At 40.8% G+C, this 19,563-nt stretch carries 19 protein-coding genes and 3 pseudogenes; 15 read left to right on the top strand and 7 right to left on the bottom strand.

Annotation, left to right across the window (positions count from 1 at the left end; translation table 11 throughout):
- Positions 1 to 2: 2 nt before the first annotated feature.
- The 5 genes from D2A30_09405 (at position 3) to D2A30_09385 (ending at position 3,996) form a co-directional block, all read left to right on the top strand.
- Complete coding sequence (locus D2A30_09405; GenBank protein ID ULL21759.1) at positions 3 to 836, top strand: ABC transporter ATP-binding protein; 834 nt, start codon at positions 3 to 5, stop codon at positions 834 to 836.
- Entirely contained in the window at positions 833 to 1,621 is a 789-nt protein-coding gene (locus D2A30_09400) for an ABC transporter permease (GenBank protein ID ULL21758.1), read from the top strand. The genes D2A30_09405 and D2A30_09400 overlap by 4 nt, the downstream gene beginning before the upstream one ends.
- A 331-nt stretch (positions 1,622 to 1,952) precedes the next feature.
- Positions 1,953 to 2,654, top strand: a complete 702-nt coding sequence (locus D2A30_09395; protein ID ULL21757.1) for a branched-chain amino acid ABC transporter permease — start codon at positions 1,953 to 1,955, stop codon at positions 2,652 to 2,654.
- Complete coding sequence (locus D2A30_09390; GenBank protein ULL21756.1) at positions 2,641 to 2,964, top strand: AzlD domain-containing protein; 324 nt, start codon at positions 2,641 to 2,643, stop codon at positions 2,962 to 2,964. The genes D2A30_09395 and D2A30_09390 overlap by 14 nt, the downstream gene beginning before the upstream one ends.
- A 9-nt stretch (positions 2,965 to 2,973) precedes the next feature.
- Positions 2,974 to 3,996 carry a YeiH family protein gene (locus tag D2A30_09385; protein ULL21755.1) on the top strand — a complete coding sequence of 341 codons (1,023 nt, stop codon included), beginning with the start codon at positions 2,974 to 2,976 and terminating at the stop codon, positions 3,994 to 3,996.
- Positions 3,997 to 4,032: 36 nt separating this feature from the next.
- On the opposite strand, the gene D2A30_09380 is transcribed toward D2A30_09385, so the two are convergent.
- The 3 genes and pseudogenes from D2A30_09380 to D2A30_09370 all read right to left on the bottom strand — a co-directional run bounded on the left by D2A30_09380 (position 4,033) and on the right by D2A30_09370 (position 6,012).
- Entirely contained in the window at positions 4,033 to 4,461 is a 429-nt protein-coding gene (locus D2A30_09380) for a hypothetical protein (GenBank protein ULL21754.1), read from the bottom strand.
- Positions 4,462 to 4,470: 9 nt separating this feature from the next.
- A pseudogene (locus tag D2A30_09375) lies at positions 4,471 to 5,239 on the bottom strand (ABC transporter ATP-binding protein).
- 80 nt (positions 5,240 to 5,319) lie between these two features.
- A complete protein-coding gene (locus D2A30_09370; GenBank protein ID ULL21753.1) occupies positions 5,320 to 6,012 on the bottom strand; it encodes an N-acetyltransferase in 693 nt (230 codons plus the stop codon).
- Positions 6,013 to 6,040: 28 nt separating this feature from the next.
- Here D2A30_09370 and D2A30_09365 point away from each other — a divergent pair, with 28 nt between their 5' ends.
- Positions 6,041 to 6,235 (top strand): hypothetical protein, encoded by a 195-nt coding sequence (locus D2A30_09365; GenBank protein ID ULL21752.1) that lies wholly within the window; start codon positions 6,041 to 6,043, stop codon positions 6,233 to 6,235.
- A gap of 127 nt (positions 6,236 to 6,362) precedes the next feature.
- Here the strand turns inward: D2A30_09365 and D2A30_09360 are convergent, their stop codons facing one another.
- A complete protein-coding gene (locus D2A30_09360) occupies positions 6,363 to 7,538 on the bottom strand; it encodes an NAD(P)/FAD-dependent oxidoreductase (protein ULL22032.1) in 1,176 nt (391 codons plus the stop codon).
- Positions 7,539 to 7,922: 384 nt separating this feature from the next.
- Between D2A30_09360 and D2A30_09355 the strand changes: the two genes are divergently transcribed.
- The 7 genes and pseudogenes from D2A30_09355 (at position 7,923) to cadA (ending at position 15,049) form a co-directional block, all read left to right on the top strand.
- Positions 7,923 to 8,387: a replication initiator A domain protein gene (locus tag D2A30_09355; protein ID ULL21751.1), complete on the top strand. Its 465-nt coding sequence runs from the start codon at positions 7,923 to 7,925 to the stop codon at positions 8,385 to 8,387.
- Between the two features lie 269 nt (positions 8,388 to 8,656).
- Positions 8,657 to 8,850, top strand: a pseudogene (locus tag D2A30_09350) (hypothetical protein).
- Positions 8,851 to 9,319: 469 nt separating this feature from the next.
- Entirely contained in the window at positions 9,320 to 9,775 is a 456-nt protein-coding gene (locus D2A30_09345; protein ID ULL21750.1) for a CopY/TcrY family copper transport repressor, read from the top strand.
- 312 nt (positions 9,776 to 10,087) lie between these two features.
- The gene (locus D2A30_09340; GenBank protein ID ULL22031.1) at positions 10,088 to 10,678 is read left to right on the top strand and encodes a DUF1541 domain-containing protein; all 591 of its coding nucleotides are present in this window, start codon (positions 10,088 to 10,090) and stop codon (positions 10,676 to 10,678) included.
- A 297-nt stretch (positions 10,679 to 10,975) separates the two neighbouring features.
- A complete protein-coding gene (gap, locus tag D2A30_09335) occupies positions 10,976 to 11,977 on the top strand; it encodes a type I glyceraldehyde-3-phosphate dehydrogenase (GenBank protein ULL21749.1) in 1,002 nt (333 codons plus the stop codon).
- 294 nt (positions 11,978 to 12,271) lie between these two features.
- The gene (locus D2A30_09330; GenBank protein ID ULL21748.1) at positions 12,272 to 12,703 is read left to right on the top strand and encodes an HAD family hydrolase; all 432 of its coding nucleotides are present in this window, start codon (positions 12,272 to 12,274) and stop codon (positions 12,701 to 12,703) included.
- Between the two features lie 138 nt (positions 12,704 to 12,841).
- A complete protein-coding gene (cadA, locus tag D2A30_09325; GenBank protein ID ULL21747.1) occupies positions 12,842 to 15,049 on the top strand; it encodes a cadmium-translocating P-type ATPase in 2,208 nt (735 codons plus the stop codon).
- Positions 15,050 to 15,538: 489 nt separating this feature from the next.
- Here cadA and D2A30_09320 read toward each other — a convergent pair.
- The 3 genes and pseudogenes from D2A30_09320 to D2A30_09310 all read right to left on the bottom strand — a co-directional run bounded on the left by D2A30_09320 (position 15,539) and on the right by D2A30_09310 (position 17,926).
- A pseudogene (locus D2A30_09320) lies at positions 15,539 to 16,865 on the bottom strand (transposase).
- A 202-nt stretch (positions 16,866 to 17,067) separates the two neighbouring features.
- Entirely contained in the window at positions 17,068 to 17,670 is a 603-nt protein-coding gene (locus tag D2A30_09315) for a TIGR01906 family membrane protein (GenBank protein ID ULL22030.1), read from the bottom strand.
- A gap of 52 nt (positions 17,671 to 17,722) precedes the next feature.
- Positions 17,723 to 17,926: an adhesion protein gene (locus D2A30_09310; GenBank protein ID ULL21746.1), complete on the bottom strand. Its 204-nt coding sequence runs from the start codon at positions 17,924 to 17,926 to the stop codon at positions 17,723 to 17,725.
- Between the two features lie 316 nt (positions 17,927 to 18,242).
- Between D2A30_09310 and D2A30_09305 the strand changes: the two genes are divergently transcribed.
- Positions 18,243 to 18,599 (top strand): M23 family peptidase, encoded by a 357-nt coding sequence (locus D2A30_09305; GenBank protein ULL21745.1) that lies wholly within the window; start codon positions 18,243 to 18,245, stop codon positions 18,597 to 18,599.
- A gap of 79 nt (positions 18,600 to 18,678) precedes the next feature.
- Positions 18,679 to 19,563 (top strand): prolipoprotein diacylglyceryl transferase, encoded by an 885-nt coding sequence (locus D2A30_09300; protein ULL21744.1) that lies wholly within the window; start codon positions 18,679 to 18,681, stop codon positions 19,561 to 19,563.

Genomic DNA, 19,563 nt, shown 5'->3' with positions numbered 1-19,563 from the left:
TTATGAAATCTGACGTCATTACGATTACTAATCTAAATAAATACTATGGAAGCCATCAAGCAGTTAGTAATCTCAATCTTTCTGTTCACCAAGGAGAGATTTTTGGTTTTTTAGGAGCAAATGGGGCTGGGAAGTCAACAGTTATTCGTTGTATTCTTGGCTTAGTTTCTAAAACAAGCGGAGATATTGTATTATTGGGAGGTGCTTATTCAAGCTTAACAGAAGCATTAGCCCATATTGGCTATCTTCCATCTGAGGCACATTTTTATCCTGACATGAAAGTTAGAGATGTTATCCGTTTGGCTGCGAAAGCTAGAAAAATAGATTGCCAAACAGAAGCGGATCGTATTTGTGAATTTTTAGAGGTTCCCTTGGATAAAAAGATCAAAGATCTATCTCTTGGGAATCGTAAAAAAGTCAGTATTGTATGTGCACTCCAACATAAACCAAGATTGTTGCTATTAGACGAGCCGACCTCTGGTTTGGATCCGTTGATGCAGGAGCGTTTCTTTACGCTGATCAAGGAAGCTTGCTTGAATGGGACAACTTGTTTCCTATCGTCTCATAACTTATCGGAAGTTAAAAATTATTGTGACCGTGCTGCAATCATTAAAGAAGGAAAGCTTTTGGTAGTTGATACAGTTGACCATCTGACGCGTAGCCAAACGAAGAATGTAACCATTTGGAAAGATGGTCAAGAAAAACAGTTCCGTTACGATGGGACAAGTGAAGACTTATTGAATCACTTGGTAGACCTGGCGCCGACAGATTTTTTAGTAGAAGAGCCTTCTCTTGAAGATCTGTTTCTCCATTATTATGAGGAGGTGGAGAAATGATTATTCTGTTGCATGAGTTAAGACAAAATCGAAAGACACTCCTTATATGGACCCTGGTACTTGGTTTCATCTGTTATGGTTCTATCTTGCTCTATCAAAGTGTTGAGAATCAATTAACAGGAGTTGCTGATTTGTATGCAAATATGGGAGATGTTACAAAAGCATTGGGTATGGATAAGATTAGCATAGCCACTCTAGAGGGCTATTATGCTACGGAAATTGGCCTGATGTTTGGTCTCGGAGCAGGAATGTTTGCTTCTATGCTTGGAGTTACGAGCCTTTCTAAGGAGGAAGAAGGGCATACAAGTGAGTTTTTATACACCTTACCATATAAGCGTTCAACTATTTTATTGTGGAAATACCTCAGCGTTGTTTTACAACTTTTGATTTTCAATAGTATTATTTCTTGTTGGAATGGTCTGGGGATTTGGCAGCTGGGGGGAGATGTTTCTTTTCATTCTTTTTTCATCTACCATTTGTTGGTTTTATTAATGCAGCTGGAACTGGCCAGTATTTCTTTCCTCCTTTCAGCCATTAGTTCTAAAAAGCAAATTGGTTTAGCAATGGGGCTCGTATTGATTTTATATAGTATAGATATGATCGTTCGGATTATTTCTAAAGTAGAATTTTTGAAATTCATCACGCCCTATTATTACGCGAATGGTGCAGATGTTTTTAGCCATACTACCTTTGATACCTTCTTTCTTGTAAAAGCTTGTGCGGTTATCATTTTTTCTTTGCTTCTATCGGTTCTTGTATTAGATAGAAAGGACCTTGGAGCTTAGTAGCAGTAGCGCTAAAATACGTGATCGCAATAATTATAGTCATTTGAATTAGCTTTGATACATCGTCACTTTCGGCTTGCCGTACTCTAGTACTGCCTGCACCTCAATTCCTTGTCTGAAAGCTAATTCATTCGACTATATTTTGAAATGCATGATGAAACTCCGATTGCTCTATTCGTAGTTTTTTTGGTATCTATTGAAATAGATCATTAGCCCTGTTTCGAGTAAGGTTTTATACTCGGATATAAAAGAAAACTTGAAAATCAAGTTGCAATGTGAGAAAATGGGAGAATAAATTCTCGATTTGTCATCAGAGGGAAGGAGATATGGAATGAAGGAACATGCTTTTCGTGAGGGCTTGCGTGATGCTATCCCTACTGCTTTAGGCTATGCTAGTATTGGTTTAGCTTGCGGGGTTGTATCGGTCAATTCAGGAATTTCAGCTGTCGAAATGGGCTTAATGAGTCTTTTTGTTTATGCTGGAAGTGCTCAGTTTGTTATCTGTGCCATGATCTTAGCAGGAGCACCACTCCTTTCAATCGCAGTGACCGTATTTTTCGTTAATCTGCGTAATTTTCTGATGTGTTTACATGCGACAACCATCTTTCAAGGGAATCGTCTAGAGTCCAATATTTTGATAGGATCATTTGTGACAGATGAGTCCTATGCGGTTCTCTTGCGGAAACACATTGAAGACAAGCAGATTGCACCAAGCTGGATGTACGGTAACAACTTTGCTGGCTACGCTTCTTGGGTTACATTTACGACTCTAGGCAATCTGATTGGTGGTCTTATTCCAAATCCTGAGCAATTTGGGTTGGACTTTGCCTTGGTCGCTATGTTTGTCGGGATTTTCTCAGGGCAACTAGTGGCGATGGCTCGGACTATCTCTATGAGGAAAGTTGGTTTGATTCTTATGGCTGTTTTTTTGACCTATGTCTTATTAGCCAGCCTTGTATCGTCCTATGTAGCAGTCTTATTAGCAACCTTAATTGGTTGTTTTGTGGGGGTATGGTTAGATGGTAAAGACTAATATATTGTTGATTATTCTGGCGGCAGCCCTTGTGACTTGGTTGCCACGTGTTTTGCCTTTTGTACTGACTCAAGATAAATCTCTTCCTCCAAAGTTGGTGAAATTCCTCAGCTTTTTGCCAATCACTATCATTTTTGCATTGACCCTTTCCAGTATTATGGATGAGAAAGTTGGCTCTTTGCCAAGTTTTCTCCTGGTAGAAAGTCTAGCTATTCTTCCGACATTTTTTGTAGTCTTGAAGACAAAAAATATACTTTTAGCAGTTTTGGTTGGCGTTGTTACAACCGCGGCATTACGTTTGATATTTTAGGAGGGTTTTATGGTAAAGGAAAATGCCAAAGGTGTCGGACTTTGTGTCCTTTTGGCTTTGGTGGGTCAGTGGTTAGGTCAATTGTTTTTCCTTGTGGGTGGACCAGTCTTCTCCCTTCTAATCGGGATGAGTCTGTATCCCTATTTTTCAAGTAAAAATGCATTTCAGTCAGGCTTAACCTTTACTTCCAAGAAAATTTTACAGTATGCGGTGATTTGTTTGGGATTTGGATTAAACTTATCAACGGTATTGGCTGTTGGACGTCAATCTCTTCCAATTATTCTTTCAACTATCAGTTTCGCTTTGTTTTTGGCCTTCTTGATGTGGAAATGGCTACCGATTTCATCTCATCTGGCGACCTTGATTGGCGTAGGGACCTCTATTTGTGGCGGCTCTGCCATTGCGGCGACAGCTCCCATTATTAAGGCGAATGATGAGGATGTAGCACAAGCAATCTCCGTCATCTTTCTTTTTAATGTCTTTGCGGCCTTGGTGTTTCCGACTTTGGCAACCTGGCTTGGCTTTTCGACCGATTCGGGTCAGGCCTTTGGAATGTTTGCAGGAACGGCGGTCAATGATACCTCGTCGGTCACCGCAACAGCAGCCACCTGGGACAGCCTTTATGGATTGGGTAGTCAGACCTTGGATATAGCAGTGACGGTTAAATTAACACGAACTTTAGCCATAATTCCTATTACAACGGTTTTAGCAATTTGGCAAAGCCGAGGAAAGGGTCTCAAGGCAGACAAGAAGTCCCTCCTGACAGGTTTTCCGACTTTTATTTTGTATTTTATCCTAGCCAGTCTGGTGACAACAATCGCAGGTCATTTTGGAGTGGGAACAGCAGTTTTTACTCCACTTAAAAGCCTGTCCAAGTTCCTCATTTGCATGGCCATGACAGCCATTGGCTTGCGGACTAATGTGTTGGCCTTGGTAAAAAATGGCAGAGTTGCTCTTCTGGTGGGACTTGCTTGTTGGATGGGAGTGTCCCTGTTGACACTGGTTTGGCAGGCGATTTTGGGAATTTGGTAACAGCAAAACAGCCTTCTCTTGCGAGAGGCTGCTTTTTTATAATTTCAAGCGGAAAGTCTGCGGAGCTTTTTTCAATAAAATCCAGTAACCGATACTGACATAGGCAATCATGGCCAGCGAAATGAGTAGGATGTACAAGTGACTGCCTAAATCCAGCTTGATATTGAGGTAGGCCACCCAGTAAAGTGCACCGCTGAGAAATTTATAGACAGGATTGATCACTTCCATGTCCTTGGTAAAGGGTTGGAGAATATAGTAGATAAAGAGATCGTGGAAGGAAAAGAGGGCTGTTAGACTGATGAGGAACAGAAAGAGAGCAGACTTAAAACTGTAAGACTTGAAAATACTCTCTGGAATGCTCTGGCCAATAAGTGGCAGTTTTCGCAGGTAGTAGAAAAATCCATTGACGGTCCGATGGAGGTTGTACTTTTCCTGATACCAAAAATAACGTAGAATGGTTTTCATAAGCTCCTCCTAGTCTGCTGTCAAGAGGGCAACCACTTCCTGTTCAAAATCAGGGTCGTGTAGTTTGTCACTCGGAACAGCCTGTAATTCCTGATGATGCAGGAGGACAATTTCGTCGCAGAGGTCTTGAGCCAGCTGTAGAATGTGGGTGGAAAAGATGATAACAGAATCCTTCTTAGCCTCCCGAATCAGTTGCTTGAACTCGTGGGCAGCCACAGGGTCAAAGGAAGTCAGTGGCTCATCTAAGAGCAGGACAGGCGGCTGGACAATCAAAGACAGGAGCAACTGGACCTTGTTCTGCATACCGTGGGAAAAGTCCTTGAGCAGACGGTGCTGGTCTTCAAAGTCAATTCCCACCAAAAGCAACCAATCCTCAGGACGGCGTGCATCTTTGAGTTTGTCCTTGTGGATATCCATATAGAAACGCACAAACTCATAGGCGGTCATAAAGGCAGGTAGCTGCGGATAGGTCTGGGTAAAGCCGATGTCAGTTTCACCTGTAAGTGAAATTTCAACTTTATGCAGGTAGCTGCGGATAGGTCTGGGTAAAGCCGATGTCCGTATTATCGTAGTCAAGGACTTCCTCGCCCTCTACAAACTGAATATTGCCACTGTCCAAGGTCAGATTGCGAGCAATACAGTTGAACAAGGTCGTCTTACCAGCACCATTTCGCCCCAGCAAACCATAAATCTTCCCTTTTTCAAAGGTAAAAGAAGCCTGATCCAGAATAATCTTGTGATCGAATTTCTTGGAAACAGAAGATAGTTTCAGTTGCATAGTCAATCTCCTTTTGTCATATTGTTGTAGATCTATAATACAACGATAGGCAAAAAATTCAAGCAGATTTTTGCTTGAATTTAGAAAGTTGATAGGGATTGTTTTTGTTGGCCATTCTTGTCAAAATTGGCATCCTCTAACCAGCTTTCTAGTCGCTGTTTACGGGAGTCCCATTCTTTGTCTAATATAGAAAACCAATCCGTATCACGATTCCTTTCCTTATAGAACGAAGCTTGTCGAAATGTGCCTTCATAGGTAAAGCCCAATCGTAGTGCTGCCCGGCGTGATGGACCATTTAAATGATCACACTTCCATTCATATCTGCGATAGCCTAGGTTCTCAAAAATATAGGACATAAGCAAGTAGTGAGCCTCCGTTGCTTGTCGTGTTTTTTGGAGTTTTGGAGAAAAGAGGACCCATCCCACTTCAATGACACGATTTTTAGAATCTATGCGCATCAGTGCAAATGTTCCGATGGCTTGATTGGTAGATTGGTCAATGATAGCAAGATAATAAGGATCGACTGAGTCCAACATGTGTTGGAAATATGATTGAAAACTTGTATAGTCTTTAAAGGAATCAATAGACAAATAGGTCCAATCAGCTTGCTTGGCAGTAGGACCATAGAATTGATAAATTGCATCGGCGTGATCTGGTCTGAGTTTTTCCAATCGAACGGTTTTTCCTTGGAGAACATCAATAGTAGGGAGGCTACCAGCTTGATGGTGAGGTAGTGGTGCGCCGATTTCTTGATTAAATGAATTAATAGGCAAAACTTCTCCTTTAGGTTGAGCTTGAAGAGTGATTTCTAATAGTACAATACTCAAAGGAAATCGAACTCAGACTAGCTCCAAAGGTTCGGGGAACCTTTGGAGGTTGGAGATAAGGCGAACAAAGTTCGCTACAAAAAGGTTCGGGGAACCTTTGGAGGTTGGAGATAAGGCGAACAAAGTTCGCTACAAAAAGGTTCGGGGAACCTTTGGAGGTTGGAGATAAGGCGAACGTAGTCCGTGACACTAGATGTAGATAGAACGCTGCTACCTTTTATATTCGGGTAGCAGGCTGTAAAGCTCCACTGGAGCTTTACACTCCTCAATTCAAGTCAACAACGTCTGAGTTTGATTTACGAAGAGTAGGAACTTCCTGCCACCCAGCCAGTTGCTAGACAGTAGGTAATGTTAAAGCCACCTGTGTGGGCATTGATGTCCAAGACCTCGCCTGCAAAGTGGAGGCCAGGTACTTTCTTGCTTTCTAAGGTTTTTGGATTGATTTCCTTGAGGTCAACGCCACCCTTGGTCACAAAAGACTTGGCTAGGGACATCTTGCCTGTAATCTTGATAGGTAAGGCTTTTAGGAGGGTAACCAGGTCAGCCAGGTCTTTTTGGGAAACTTGTTTGACCTTGCTATCATAGTTTTCAGCGAAAAAGTCTGCTAGGCGGTCTGGCATGAGTTCACCAAGTGCATTCTTGACGGATTTTTCCCTATTGATTTCTAAATGTTCAAACAAGTCCTGTTCAGAATGGGTCGGCAGAGCATCGAGAAATGCGGTTTCGCCGCCTTTGACAAAACTGGACAAGCGAAGAGCAGCGGGTCCCGACAGACCAAAGTGGGTGAAGAGCAGGTCGTGGGTGATGACGTGCTTACCGTAGGTCAGGGTGACGTCGTCCAGGGAAATGCCTTGGAGCTTCTTGTGGGGGAAGTCAGTCAGAACAGGACTTTCTGCAGCCTCAATCTCTGTGACTTCTAGCTTGAAGTGGCGGGAAATGTCGTGACCAAAGCCAGTCGAGCCGGTGGAAGGATAAGTCTTGCCGCCAGTGGTGACAATCAGCTGAGGAGCGGTAAAGGTTTCCTCGCTGGTCTTGACATGGAAGAGGTCGTCAATCTTGCGGACGGAAACCGCCTCCGTACCTGTGCGGATGTCCACGCCGTTTTCCAGCATCTTCATCTCCAGGCACTTGATAATGGTCTGGGAGCGGTCGGTGGTAGGAAAGACACGGCCGTGGTCCTCCACTTTGAGCTTGACCCCATTTTCCTGAAAGAAATTCATGATATCGTGGTTGTTAAATTGGGAGAAGACGCTGTATAGAAATCGGCCATTTCCAGGAATACCAGCCAGAAGGTCTTCCAGTGTGCCGTTATTTGTCACATTGCAACGTCCGCCACCTGTGCCAGACAGTTTCTTGCCCAAACGCTTGTTTTTTTCGAGGAGTAGGGTCTTCTTGCCGTAGAAGCTGGAAGAAATCGCAGCCATCATGCCTGCTGGCCCTGCTCCGATAATAATGGTATCTACTGTATTCATGCCTTTATTGTACCACAAAACGCGAGCTCTGGTGTCGGTCTTCACTTTGTAGAAAAGTGCATGTCTCTTCTTAGCGGTCCTCCTGTAAGTATCTAGAGTTTTGAGAAATAAGAAAAATACTAAATAAATTTAATAGAACGAGAAATCGTTCTCTTTTTGTTTATTTTTTACTACCCGAAAGGAAATTATTTTATGACATCAAGCTATAAAAACACACGTGCTAAACAAAGACAGTCAAGAAACATGGTTATTGTTTCTTTGATGAAAGATACTGGTTGGTCACGTTCCAAAGTCGAAGAGTCTCTCAAGAGCTTGAGCAATTCAATTTAATTAAATTTCCCGAATCAGGTGGGATGATGTTAAAAGTAGGTGAGGCAGAATAATATGGAAAATATTATTTTAATAAGTGCCGATGAATATCAAACTTCAGAAAGATTCTATGCATTGCCTAAAATACTTTTTGAGAGTGATCTTTACAAAGAAATGAGATTAGATGCCAAAGTCTTCTATGCAGTATTAAAAGATAGATTAAGTTTGTCTTTTAAAAATAATTGGATTGATGAAGATGGGTATGTGTTTTTAGTCTATTCCAATTCTAAACTGATGGATATTTTAAATTGTTCTAAGTCTACTCTGTTAATAATGAAAAAAGAATTAACACAATTTGGTTTAATTTATGAGGTTCAACAATCAACGACCAAGACTGGGAGCTTGGCAAATCGTATATATCTAGGTCAATTGAAGGATAACTTCCTTACCCAAAATAACAAAAAAGTTGAAGATTCCCATGTAGAATCTAGAGTGGTGTCAAATTTATACCAGGGGGATGTCAAAATAACACGAGGCTAGTGTCAAAATCAGCCCCTAATGATACTGAAGACAATGAGACTTATTTAAGTGAATATACTAGTTCTAGAAAGAGCTCAAAAAATTCTAAAGAATTTTCTTCGTCTATTAGAGCTGATAATATCTCATCTATTGAAAAATCCGAAAAATATATTGACCCTCAATATTATTCTCTCCTACAAGTAATTGCTGATGAATATAACGGTGAATTTTGCCAACAAGATTTATTCACTGGTGAGTTTCAAAATTATAGTCTAACTCATAAACAAAAAATGATGATAGGACAATACCTCTCTGACGGCTATATAACAAGTCGAGAAATAATTAACGTTATTGAGCGAATACCTCTGACAGTGAATCCCCTTTAGCGTACCTTCTTAAGTCCTTAGAAAATCTCAAGGAAGAAAGAAGACTTGAAGCTAAAATCCTTGCTCATAGAAAAGCTGAAATGGCTTTTTCCGAATAGTAGGAAATCAAATAGATGGGTACTAGGTATTGTAGCAGTTTACCTTTTCTATATTTAGATACTCGAACTCGAGGAGATTAATAAGACATGAAATTAAGACAATTAATAGTCGGTAAAATTGAATATTTAGAACAACAGAACAAAAGATTTGATAACTTCCGTGTGTATAGGTTTTTTTCTATTTTTCCGCTTTTTCTCAATTCTTGATTTCCTAAATACGATAAACAATTAAATTGCTCAATAGTGTTCATCATATTTAGAAAATATAATTTTAAAAATAAGGAATTCTAAAATCAATAAAAGTAAATCAATGGTAACCTTATAATTAGTATTGGGTAAAGATAGGAAAACATAGACAATAATAGCTGGTTACATTTATTTAAAAAAGACTTGACAAGAATGGTTTACAATAGTAAACTTATCTCAAGCATTTACGTTTACACATGTAGACAATAAGGAGGAAAAGAGAATGAGTACAATAGTAGTTAGCCCTCATATCACAGATACTGAATGGGAAGTTATGCGTGTAGTCTGGGCGAATGGTCGAGTGACTAGTAAAGAAGTCATCTCCATATTGAAAGAAAAAATGGACTGGAAACAAGCCACTATCAAAACGCTCTTAGGTCGACTGGTTGAAAAAGGCGTACTAAATACAGAGAAAGAAGGTAGAAAATTTATTTATACTGCCAATATTGAAGAGAAAGAAGCCGTAGGAAAGTATACAGACGATATTTTCAACCGTATTTGTCGAAAGAATGTCGGGAATGCAGTAGGGAGTATCATTGAAAATCATGTCTTAAGCTTTGATGATATCCAGCGACTAGAAGAAATATTAGAAATGAAAAAAGCTTTCGCAGTAGAAGAAGTGGATTGTCAGTGTACAGAAGGGCAATGCGATTGCCATTTACATCATCATGGAGAATAAGGAGCGAAAATGAATATTATCAAATGAATAGAATATCATCTTTTAGAAACGAAGAAACGAAGAAACAAAAAAAAAATGGAAGAAAGACTAAAAGATCTAGACCAATAAGCAATAGCAGATAAAACATATGCTTTACAGCACAAGGAGTGGGAAGAAATGTCTGATAACAAAGAAATTAATTTCTATAATATTCCGATAGTTGATTATTTATTCTCAATCGGAGAACCAATTGAGAAGCAGTCTGGAAGCTATTATCAACACAAAAAGCATGATAGTTTAAAGATTTATTTTTTTAAATTCAGGAGGAAAAAAATGAAACAGAATAAAAAATGGATAGGAACTATTTTACTGTCATCTGCCTTATTACTTGGAGCATGTGGCAGTGACGAGATAAATGAATCTACTGGAACAGATACAAATCAAACGACAACCGAAGAAACATCTTCAGAAAGTGGTGATCACGGCGGCATGGTGCACGATGAATCTGGTGAAATCCCAGCAGGTTTGGAAGAAGCTGAAAATCCTACCTACAATGTGGGGGAGACGGCAACAATCACAGACGGGCACATGGAAGGCATGGAGGGGGCAGAAGCCACGATTGTGGGCGCTTTTGACACTGTAGCCTACGAGGTATCCTATGATCCTACGAATGGCGGCCCGCGCGAAGAGAATCACAAATGGGTAATTCACCAGGAGATTGCGGATGCAGGAGAGGAACCTTTCGAACCAGGAGACGAGGTAACCTTGGAAGCCAACCACACGGAAGGCATGGAAGGCGCAACGGCTACGATTGACGATGCTAAAAGCACCACAGTATACGTGATTGACTACCAGCCAACCACGGGTGGAGAGGAAGTCAAGAACCATAAATGGGTAACCGACTCGGAGCTTTCTGCTGAGTAAGAAACAGGGATGTATCTAAAAAAGAACTATTGACGTGATTTGTTTACCTGAATAGGTTGCGAGCATACAAAGGAATACAATCGTAAACTAACGTAAGATTTAGATTCGACCTATCGAATTGGGCTTTCGATGAAACAAATTCTAAATTTATGATAAAGAATGTCTTTGAAGAACAACGAATTTTTTGTTCTTAACTAAGGATTAAAAAGCTTGACAATTATAGTTTATTACTGTAATCTATAATTATTAAGCAGATTACAGTTGTAGTCAAAATGAAAAAAGAAGGAATGAGATTAAATGACAATAAAAATAGCTATTAATGGGTTTGGTCGTATTGGACGCTTAGCATTTCGCCGTATTAAAGAGTTGAGGGACTCAGAACTACAGGTTGTTGCAGTAAATGATTTAACAAATAATGAGGATTTAGCCTACTCTTTAAAATACGATACTGCATATGGGATTTTCCCTTATGATATCGAGGTAAGAGGCGATTCAATTCTGGTTGATGGCAAAGAAGTTAAAACATTCGAAGAAAAGGATGCCAAAAAACTACCATGGTCCGATTTGGACATTGATATCGTTTTGGAATGTACAGGCTTCTACACAACTAATGAAAAAGCACAGGCACACATAGACGCTGGAGCTAAAAAAGTAATTATTTCAGCACCAACTAAAGATGAAGAAACGAAAGTCGTTGTCTTTGGTGTCAACCAAGAAATTTTGAGTCCAAGTGACAAAATTATTTCCGCCGCTTCCTGTACGACAAACGGTTTAGCCTTAATGACAAAAGTATTAGTGGACGAGTTTGGGATTCAACGAGGCCTGATGACAGGATCGCGTGCCTATACAGCGACACAAAACTTGCAAGATGCTCCCGGGGGACGTAAAAGTCGCGCAGGTGCTCAAAATGTTATTCCTGTTACGACTGGCGCTGACAACGCATTAGGAAAAGTCATTCCAGAGGTTAAAGGGATCATTACGGGTACCACCACACGGGTTCCTGTCATTACTGCGGGCTTTGTAGAACTGTTCTCGGTGTTGGATAGAGAGGTAACCGTTGATCAGATTAACGAAGTGATGAAGGCAGCCGCGAATGATTCATATGGGTACACTGAGGATGAAATTGTTTCCTCCGATGTCGTGGGGACTACACATGGATCCGTTTTTGATGCAACGTTAACAGAAGTATTAGATGCAAATGGGGGACAATTGGTTAAAACAGTTGCTTGGTACGATAACGAATATGGCTTTGTAAGCAATATGATCCGTCTTGTAGAACACTTTTCGAAGTTGGTTTAACTCCTTATTCATCTGATTCCTGGTATCTATATGGAAGGTGCGTGTATCATCTAAAGGTAGATAGGTATTTTTAATGCTTTATATGAGACGCAATAAAAATTCCTTGACAGCCATAGTTTACGAGTGTAGACTGCGGTTGTAGGTTACTTTTGTAAACGCAAAAGGGAAGTGAGAAATAATGGTGATGAATATCCAAATTAAAATTAGTAGAAGATGCTCAAGGGTCTAAAGCACCCATTGCTCGAATGGCCGATATCATTACTGGATATTTCGTACCGATTGTTATAGCATTAGATGTATCTCTCTGTTGATGGAGAACTAGCTGGAATTATCGCAGTAGCTGACACACTCAAGGAAAATAGTATGAAGGCTGCTAAAGAACTTAGAAGACGCGGTGTTGAAGTAATCATGATTACTGGAGATAACAAACGTACAGCCAAAGCGATTGCTAAGCAAGTGGGTATAGACAGTGTATTAAGTGAAGTATTACCTGAAGATAAAAAAAAGGGGAATAGAATAATGAAAAAAGAAGTCTTATTAGATGGCGTAAAATGTGCAGGTTGTGCCAATACAGTGCAAGAAAAATTTTCAGCTATTGAAGGGGTTGAATCTGTAGAGGTTGATTTAGCGACTAAAAAAGCAGTACTTGAAAGTCAAACAGAGATTGATACCGAAACGCTCAATGCTGCTTTAGCAGAAACTAACTATTCAGTATTAAGTGTATAAAGTACGAATACCATTTATTCATAGATAGTAGATAGAGATAAAATATAGAACCCTTTTCATGAGAATTATATGCAGTGTTAGATGAGAAGGTTCTAAAACTTTAAAATCAGTCTCTAATATAATAAGGAGGAATTAAAAATGAGGAATAACAAAAAACATTCGTCACATAGTCATCATAATCACGGTGACATGGATCACTCAAAACACGACCATAATGAAATGGAACATAGTCAGATGGATCACAGCAAGATGAATCATAGTGCGATGGATCACAGCAAGATGGATCACAGCAAGATGAATCATAGTCAGATGGATCACAGCAAGATGAATCATAGTCAGATGGATCACAGCAAGATGAATCATAGTGCGATGGATCACAGTGAAATGGATCATGGCGCAATGGGGGGGCATGCCCACCACCATCACGGTAGCTTTAAGGAGATTTTCTTGAAGTCACTCCCATTAGGAATTGCAATCTTACTCATTACGCCTTTGATGGATATTCAGTTGCCTTTCCAAATTATCTTTCCTTATGCAGACGTTGTAGCAGCTGTATTGGCAACAATTCTATACATTTATGGCGGAAAACCATTCTACATGGGTGCGAAGGATGAGTTTAATTCAAAAGCTCCAGGCATGATGTCCTTGATTACTTTGGGAATAACGGTTTCTTATGCCTATAGTGTTTACGCAGTGGCCGCTCGATATGTGACCGGAGAACATGTCATGGACTTCTTCTTTGAGTTTACAACGTTAATTTTAATCATGTTGTTAGGACACTGGATTGAAATGAAGGCATTGGGTGAAGCAGGGGACGCGCAAAAAGCATTGGCTGAGTTGGTGCCGAAAGATGCTCATGTTGTTTTAGAAGACGATTCGATTGAGACTCGCCCTGTGTCTGAACTTCAGATTGGAGATGTTATCCGTGTTCAAGCAGGAGAAAATGTTCCAGCTGATGGTATCATTATCCGCGGAGAATCCCGTTTAAACGAAGCGCTTGTGACTGGGGAATCGAAACCAATTGAAAAAAAACCCGGAGATGAGGTCATCGGTGGATCAACCAATGGTGGCGGAGTCCTCTATGTGGAAATAAAGCAGACGGGCGATAAGTCCTTCATTTCTCAGGTTCAGACATTAATCAGCCAAGCACAAAGCCAACCATCTCGAGCAGAGAATGTGGCTCACAAAGTAGCTGGCTGGTTGTTCTACATTGCCGTTGTAGTAGCTTTAATCGCTCTAGTAGCCTGGATGATCATTGCAGATTTACCTACAGCCGTTATCTTTACTGTGACTGCGTTAGTTATTGCCTGCCCACATGCTTTGGGTCTTGCTATTCCCTTGGTAGTATCACGTAGTACTAGTTTGGGTGCAAGTCGAGGATTACTGGTTAAAAATAGAGAAGCTTTGGAATTAACTACTAAAGCGGATGTTATGGTATTGGATAAAACAGGTACTTTAACAACTGGTGAATTTAAAGTCTTGGACGTCACTGTTTTGAGTGATAAATATTCTGAAGAAGAAATTACAGGCTTGTTGGCGGGTATAGAGGCGGGCTCCAGTCACCCGATTGCCCAATCGATTGTGAACCACGCTGAAGCGAAAGGCATTAAGTCAGTTTCCTTTGACTCCATTGAAATCGTTTCGGGAGCAGGAATAGAAGGGGAGGCGAACGGCCACCACTATCAATTAATCAGCCAAAAGGCATACGGAAAAGCATTGCGTATGGATATTCCGAAAGGCGCTACTTTAAGTATCCTTGTAGAAAATAATGAAGCAATCGGCGCTGTCGCATTGGGAGATGAACTGAAAGAAACCAGCAGAAACTTGATCGAGGTGCTGAAAAAATACGGAATTGAACCACTCATGGCTACTGGTGATAACGAGGAAGCTGCACAAGGAGTTGCAGAAGTTCTAGGTATTCAATACCAAGCCAATCAATCTCCGGAAGATAAGTACAAGCTGGTCGAGTCCATGAAAAACCAAAACAAGACGGTTATCATGGTGGGAGACGGGGTCAATGACGCACCTTCCCTTGCCTTGGCAGACGTAGGTATTGCAATCGGAGCTGGAACGCAAGTAGCTTTGGATTCTGCGGATATTATCCTTACTCAGTCTGATCCAGGGGATATTGAATCCTTTATCGAGTTAGCAAACAAGACGACACGTAAAATGAAACAAAACTTGGTATGGGGAGCAGGCTACAATTTTATCGCGATTCCAATTGCTGCAGGAATACTAGCACCAATTGGCATAACATTAAGTCCAGCAGTCGGTGCCGTCCTCATGTCCCTCTCCACTGTTATCGTTGCCATCAATGCTATGACATTGAAATTAGATCCAAAATAAAACGAAGCAGGAACGAAAAAAGCACTGGCTGGTTTGACCCCCTTCCAGAATCGGGTCAGACCAGCCAGTATGCTGTATAAGGAAAATCATAGATCGATAAATTGGCTCTTTGTCAACTGTAGGGGGTAGATGAAAAGCTAAGACCTAGAGAGGACGAAGTTCGTCCTCTCTTTCTTTATCTCTTTCTTGTTTTTAGGGGATAAGCTGAAAAGGGCTCTCCCCAGCCCTTTTCACTGTTCAATGCAATCAAAATCCGTTTTAGGCTCTTTGTCAACTGTAGGGGGTAGATGAAAAGCTAAGACCTAGAGAGGACGAAGTTCGTCCTCTCTTTCTTTATCTCTTTCTTGTTTTTAGGGGATAAGCTGAAAAGGGCTCTCCCCAGCCCTTTTCACTGTTCAATGCAATCAAAATCCGTTTTAGGCTCTTTGTCAACTAGGGGGTAGATGAAAAGCTAACACCTGGAGAGGACGAACTTCGTCCTCTCTTTCTTTATTTCTTTTTTGTTTTTAGGAGATAAGCTGAAAAGGGCTCTCCCCAGCCCTTTTCACTGTTCAAGGCAATCAAAACCCGTTTTTTAAAGTTTTCAAAGTTCCTGAAACCAAAGGCATTTCTCTTAATGACTTTGATGAGATTATTGGTAGATTCCAGTTTGGCGTTGGAATAGCGCAATTCTAGGGCATTCAAAACCTTATCTTTATCCTTTAGAAATGTCTTAAATACCGTCTGGAAAATAGGATTAACGATGGCTATTTCCTGTTCGATGAGACTGAAGAAATGATCTGAGTTTTTCTCTTGGAAATGGAACAAGAGAAATTGATAGAGTTCATAGTGTTGTCGTAGTTCCTTGGAGAAAGACAGGAGTTTTTCGAGTATTTCCTTGTTAGTCAAATGCATTCGAAACATAGGGCGATAAAATCGTTTATCGCTGAGTTTACGACTATCTTGTTGTATCAATTTCCAGTAACGTTTCAATGCTCGGTATTCGTGCGATTTTCTGTCGAATTGATTCATAATTTGAATACGGACACGGTTCATAGCACGACTAAGGTGTTGCACGATATGAAAGTGGTCGAGTACAATTTTTGCATTGGGGAGTGAAACAGTCTGGGAATAGACTGTTTCAGCCTGAGCTCAGAAATAGAAGAGCGAAGGGGTTAGCAAGTTGATAATAGGGACTAAACATATCCGTGGTAATCACTTTGACCCGATTTCTAACCTTTCTAGGATAGCGAAGAAAGTGGTTTCGGATGGTTGCTTGAGTTCTTCCGTCCAGAATGGTTATGACATTTAGGGAATTGAAATCTTGAGCGATGAAGCTCATCTTCCCCTTCTTGAAGGCATACTCGTCCCAACTCATCACCTCAGGTAGGGTATTCCAATCGGTTTCAAACTTGAACTCATTGAGCTTTCTCATAACTGATGATGTTGAGATAGATAGCCTATGTGCGATATGTGTCATTGCTTGATTTTCGATGAGTAATTGAGCGATCTTCTGGTTAACAGCGACAGAGATTTGGTGGTTTTTCTTGACAAGAGGAGTTTCAGCAACAGCCAATTTCCCACAATCTTTACACTTGAAACGACGCTTTTTAAGGCGGATAAAGAGTGGATAGCCAGCTGTTTCTAGGTAGGGGATCTTAGAGGCTTTCTGGAAATCATATTTAGCCATTAGTCCCTTGCATTTTGGGCATTTAGAATCCATGTAATCCAAGTAACCGTGGAGTTCTAAGTGAGTTCCCATATCATATTCATCAGTGATAGTGATATTTTTGTCTTTAATTCTGAGAAAATTTGTGATAAGATTTAGTTGTTCCATATGAACCCTTTCTAATGTGAGTTTCGTCGCTTTTCATTATAGGTCATATGGGACTTTTTGTATATACTCAAAAAGGCTCCATAATTTCCATGGTGGATTTACCCACTACAGAAATTATAGAGCCATAAATTTTCGATAAAAACAGGGCTCCCATGCTTTCGATGGAGAGCCCTGTTTTTCTTATGACCCATAACCGTTTTAATCAACGGCTTGGAGCAGAGATTCGATATTTAGTAGTGAAGTACCCCAGGATTAGGAAGACTTCGATTAATCCAAAGGCCAAGAGGAAACTGTGCATAAAGAAGTCGGCAGGTAAAGCTAAGATAATAGGATCAGTAGTAGCATTGAAGAGCCAGGCGTCATTGTTAAAGAAAACTTGATGGAAAAGCACGAACAACGTGTCGAAGCTAACCAGGAGAGCCAAAAGGATAGCAAGGGGAATAAGGGTTCCCCGGCGGAAGTAGAGCAGGAGCTGCCAAGATTGTTGTCTCCTACTCAGATACCGCACAAATCCAAACGTGCCTACGCCGGAAAACAATAGGATTAGATAATTTAAGGCAAAGAGTTTTTTTACTTCAACAAAGTGGAATAGCCCACGCGCTGAACTGGGAAAATCCGGCATGTTAAGTTCTGCTATCCAAGGCATATTCAGGTAATTCAGGAGGATACGGTAATTTGTTGAAATCTGTTCCTTTGGCATTTTAAGCGTTTCCGTTATTTCCAAATAATCGATGTCAAACGAATAGAGCGGCGTAAAGTTGATGGTGACGGCGATGGAAAGGGAAAGGATGAAAAGCGAAATCATGATGAATCCAGTTATGGAGAATATTTTTTGCCTCAAAACAGCAGCCCCCTTATCATTCGCTTTGGTTTAATCGGGCTTTCATGTCACTCAGCTCTTTCCTTAATTGCTGGATTTCATCTTCCAGACGCTTTTTATCCTCCGCGTCGCCGGTATGGTCATGTCCTTTATGGTTATGACCGCCATGCATACCAGGCATGAGAAACATCATGAGCATGTGTCCAACCACCATCAGTACCACAAATATAATTAATTCCATCTTCAACACTCCTCTTTTATTTTTATGCCAATACTACAAACGAAACAGATTGCGAATGGCAAACCCTGAAACAAGCAAAATTCAAACCAAATGAGTGAGAACAAAGATTATTTCTCATCTTCTTGATAAGAATAACAAAAAATTATGTGATTCTTATGAAGATGGGGCAACTTCATAAAATCTACATAATTCATTGGTATAGTCAATAAAAGTAAGAAAGGAGGTTCCTGTCTCATATAGTTGTAACGGTATAATGATTGAAATAACAGGCAACATTCGTTAACATTCGTCACCTGGCCTGAAACTAGGAGGACACATGGACAGAAAGCAGCTTGTCAAATTTATAAGTATCCCACTCTTATCGAGTTTGCTCATCCTTCCTATGGATGTAAATGCACGAAGTATTGAAGACCTGACACAAGAGAAAGAGCAGCTTGAGAAGCAACTGCAGGAATTAGATGGAGAAAGCATCAGCCAACAAGTAAAGTTGGATGGTTTAGAAGCAAGGAAGGAGCAGTTGCGAACAGGGACCATCGCACTTCAAGAAAAAATTGATGCGCTCGCCTTACAAATGGCAGGGCAACGAGTGACCCAGGGGCAAAAACGGGGCATCATGGGAACCACCGGAGATTCTACGGGCGTCCATCTTCACTTTGAAGTATACGAAAACTGAATCCAGGTCAATCCAGCGCCTTATTTGGGCTTATAACTATCGAACGGGATACAGAATGAAAATCAGTAAGGAGTAAGTTATGAAATCAATTGTCGGAACAATCGACCGCGTCGCGTTTTCCTTTGGCCCTTTTACCTTGTATTGGTATGGCTTAATTATTGTCGGCGCTATGTTGCTTGCCATCACACTTGCCTCTAAGGAAGGAAAGAAAAGAGGCTTGGGCGAAGAGGACATTACAGATATGGCAATGTGGGCTATCCCCCTTGGACTTATCGGAGCAAGAATTTATTACGTTCTTTTTCAATGGGAGTATTATATCAAGAAACCGCTTGAAATCATCGCCATTTGGCAAGGCGGCATCGCCATTTATGGCGGTTTGATTGCAGGGGGGCTGGCCGTGTACTGGTTCACGAAGAAAAAAGGGATCCCTTTTTCATTGATGCTCGATATACTGGCGCCCTATGTTCTGTTGGCGCAGTCCATTGGCCGATGGGGGAACTTTATCAACCAGGAGGCCCATGGGGAAGCAGTGACCCGCACCTTTTTGGAGAACCTTTACCTGCCAAAGTTTATTATTGATCAAATGCAAATTAATGGCACCTACTACCATCCGACATTTTTGTACGAGTCATTATGGAGTCTATTAGGATTTGTGATCATTATCATTCTACGGAATCGTAAACAGTTGTTACGACAAGGGGAAGTAGCGTTAAGTTACGTGCTTTGGTACTCAACGGGAAGATTCTTTATTGAAGGCATGAGAACGGATAGTCTATGGATTGGTGATTTTCTGCGTGTTTCACAGGCCTTGTCTCTTGTCCTATTCATAGGATCCATCCTTATATGGTATCTCCGCAGGCAAGATTATCCTTCAAAACCCTATTATCTAGAAGGAATGACGGATCTAAGAACTAGTAAAAACCTTGAATCAGATGAAAAATTTAATAAAGAGAAGGAGGAATAG

Origin of the sequence: Streptococcus suis (assembly GCA_022354845.1) — a bacterium.
Taxonomy (GTDB): domain Bacteria; phylum Bacillota; class Bacilli; order Lactobacillales; family Streptococcaceae; genus Streptococcus; species Streptococcus suis_AA.
The sequence above is the reverse complement of the archived record's forward strand: the minus strand, read 5'-3'. Positions and strand labels throughout refer to the sequence as shown.

Bases quoted from the DNA above. Each gene is read 5' to 3' on its own strand.
- D2A30_09310 (ULL21746.1), bottom strand. From the start codon at position 17,926: ATGGAATTAATTATATTTGTGGTACTGATGGTGGTTGGACACATGCTC.
- D2A30_09400 (ULL21758.1), top strand. From the start codon at position 833: ATGATTATTCTGTTGCATGAGTTAAGACAAAATCGAAAGACACTCCTT.
- D2A30_09330 (ULL21748.1), top strand. From the start codon at position 12,272: ATGTATCTCTCTGTTGATGGAGAACTAGCTGGAATTATCGCAGTAGCT.
- cadA (ULL21747.1), top strand. From the start codon at position 12,842: ATGAGGAATAACAAAAAACATTCGTCACATAGTCATCATAATCACGGT.
- D2A30_09360 (ULL22032.1), bottom strand. From the start codon at position 7,538: ATGAATACAGTAGATACCATTATTATCGGAGCAGGGCCAGCAGGCATG.
- D2A30_09390 (ULL21756.1), top strand. From the start codon at position 2,641: ATGGTAAAGACTAATATATTGTTGATTATTCTGGCGGCAGCCCTTGTG.
- D2A30_09395 (ULL21757.1), top strand. From the start codon at position 1,953: ATGAAGGAACATGCTTTTCGTGAGGGCTTGCGTGATGCTATCCCTACT.
- D2A30_09340 (ULL22031.1), top strand. From the start codon at position 10,088: ATGAAACAGAATAAAAAATGGATAGGAACTATTTTACTGTCATCTGCC.
- D2A30_09380 (ULL21754.1), bottom strand. From the start codon at position 4,461: ATGAAAACCATTCTACGTTATTTTTGGTATCAGGAAAAGTACAACCTC.
- D2A30_09405 (ULL21759.1), top strand. From the start codon at position 3: ATGAAATCTGACGTCATTACGATTACTAATCTAAATAAATACTATGGA.
- D2A30_09305 (ULL21745.1), top strand. From the start codon at position 18,243: ATGGACAGAAAGCAGCTTGTCAAATTTATAAGTATCCCACTCTTATCG.
- gap (ULL21749.1), top strand. From the start codon at position 10,976: ATGACAATAAAAATAGCTATTAATGGGTTTGGTCGTATTGGACGCTTA.
- D2A30_09300 (ULL21744.1), top strand. From the start codon at position 18,679: ATGAAATCAATTGTCGGAACAATCGACCGCGTCGCGTTTTCCTTTGGC.
- D2A30_09385 (ULL21755.1), top strand. From the start codon at position 2,974: ATGGTAAAGGAAAATGCCAAAGGTGTCGGACTTTGTGTCCTTTTGGCT.
- D2A30_09315 (ULL22030.1), bottom strand. From the start codon at position 17,670: ATGATTTCGCTTTTCATCCTTTCCCTTTCCATCGCCGTCACCATCAAC.
- D2A30_09355 (ULL21751.1), top strand. From the start codon at position 7,923: ATGGAAAATATTATTTTAATAAGTGCCGATGAATATCAAACTTCAGAA.
- D2A30_09345 (ULL21750.1), top strand. From the start codon at position 9,320: ATGAGTACAATAGTAGTTAGCCCTCATATCACAGATACTGAATGGGAA.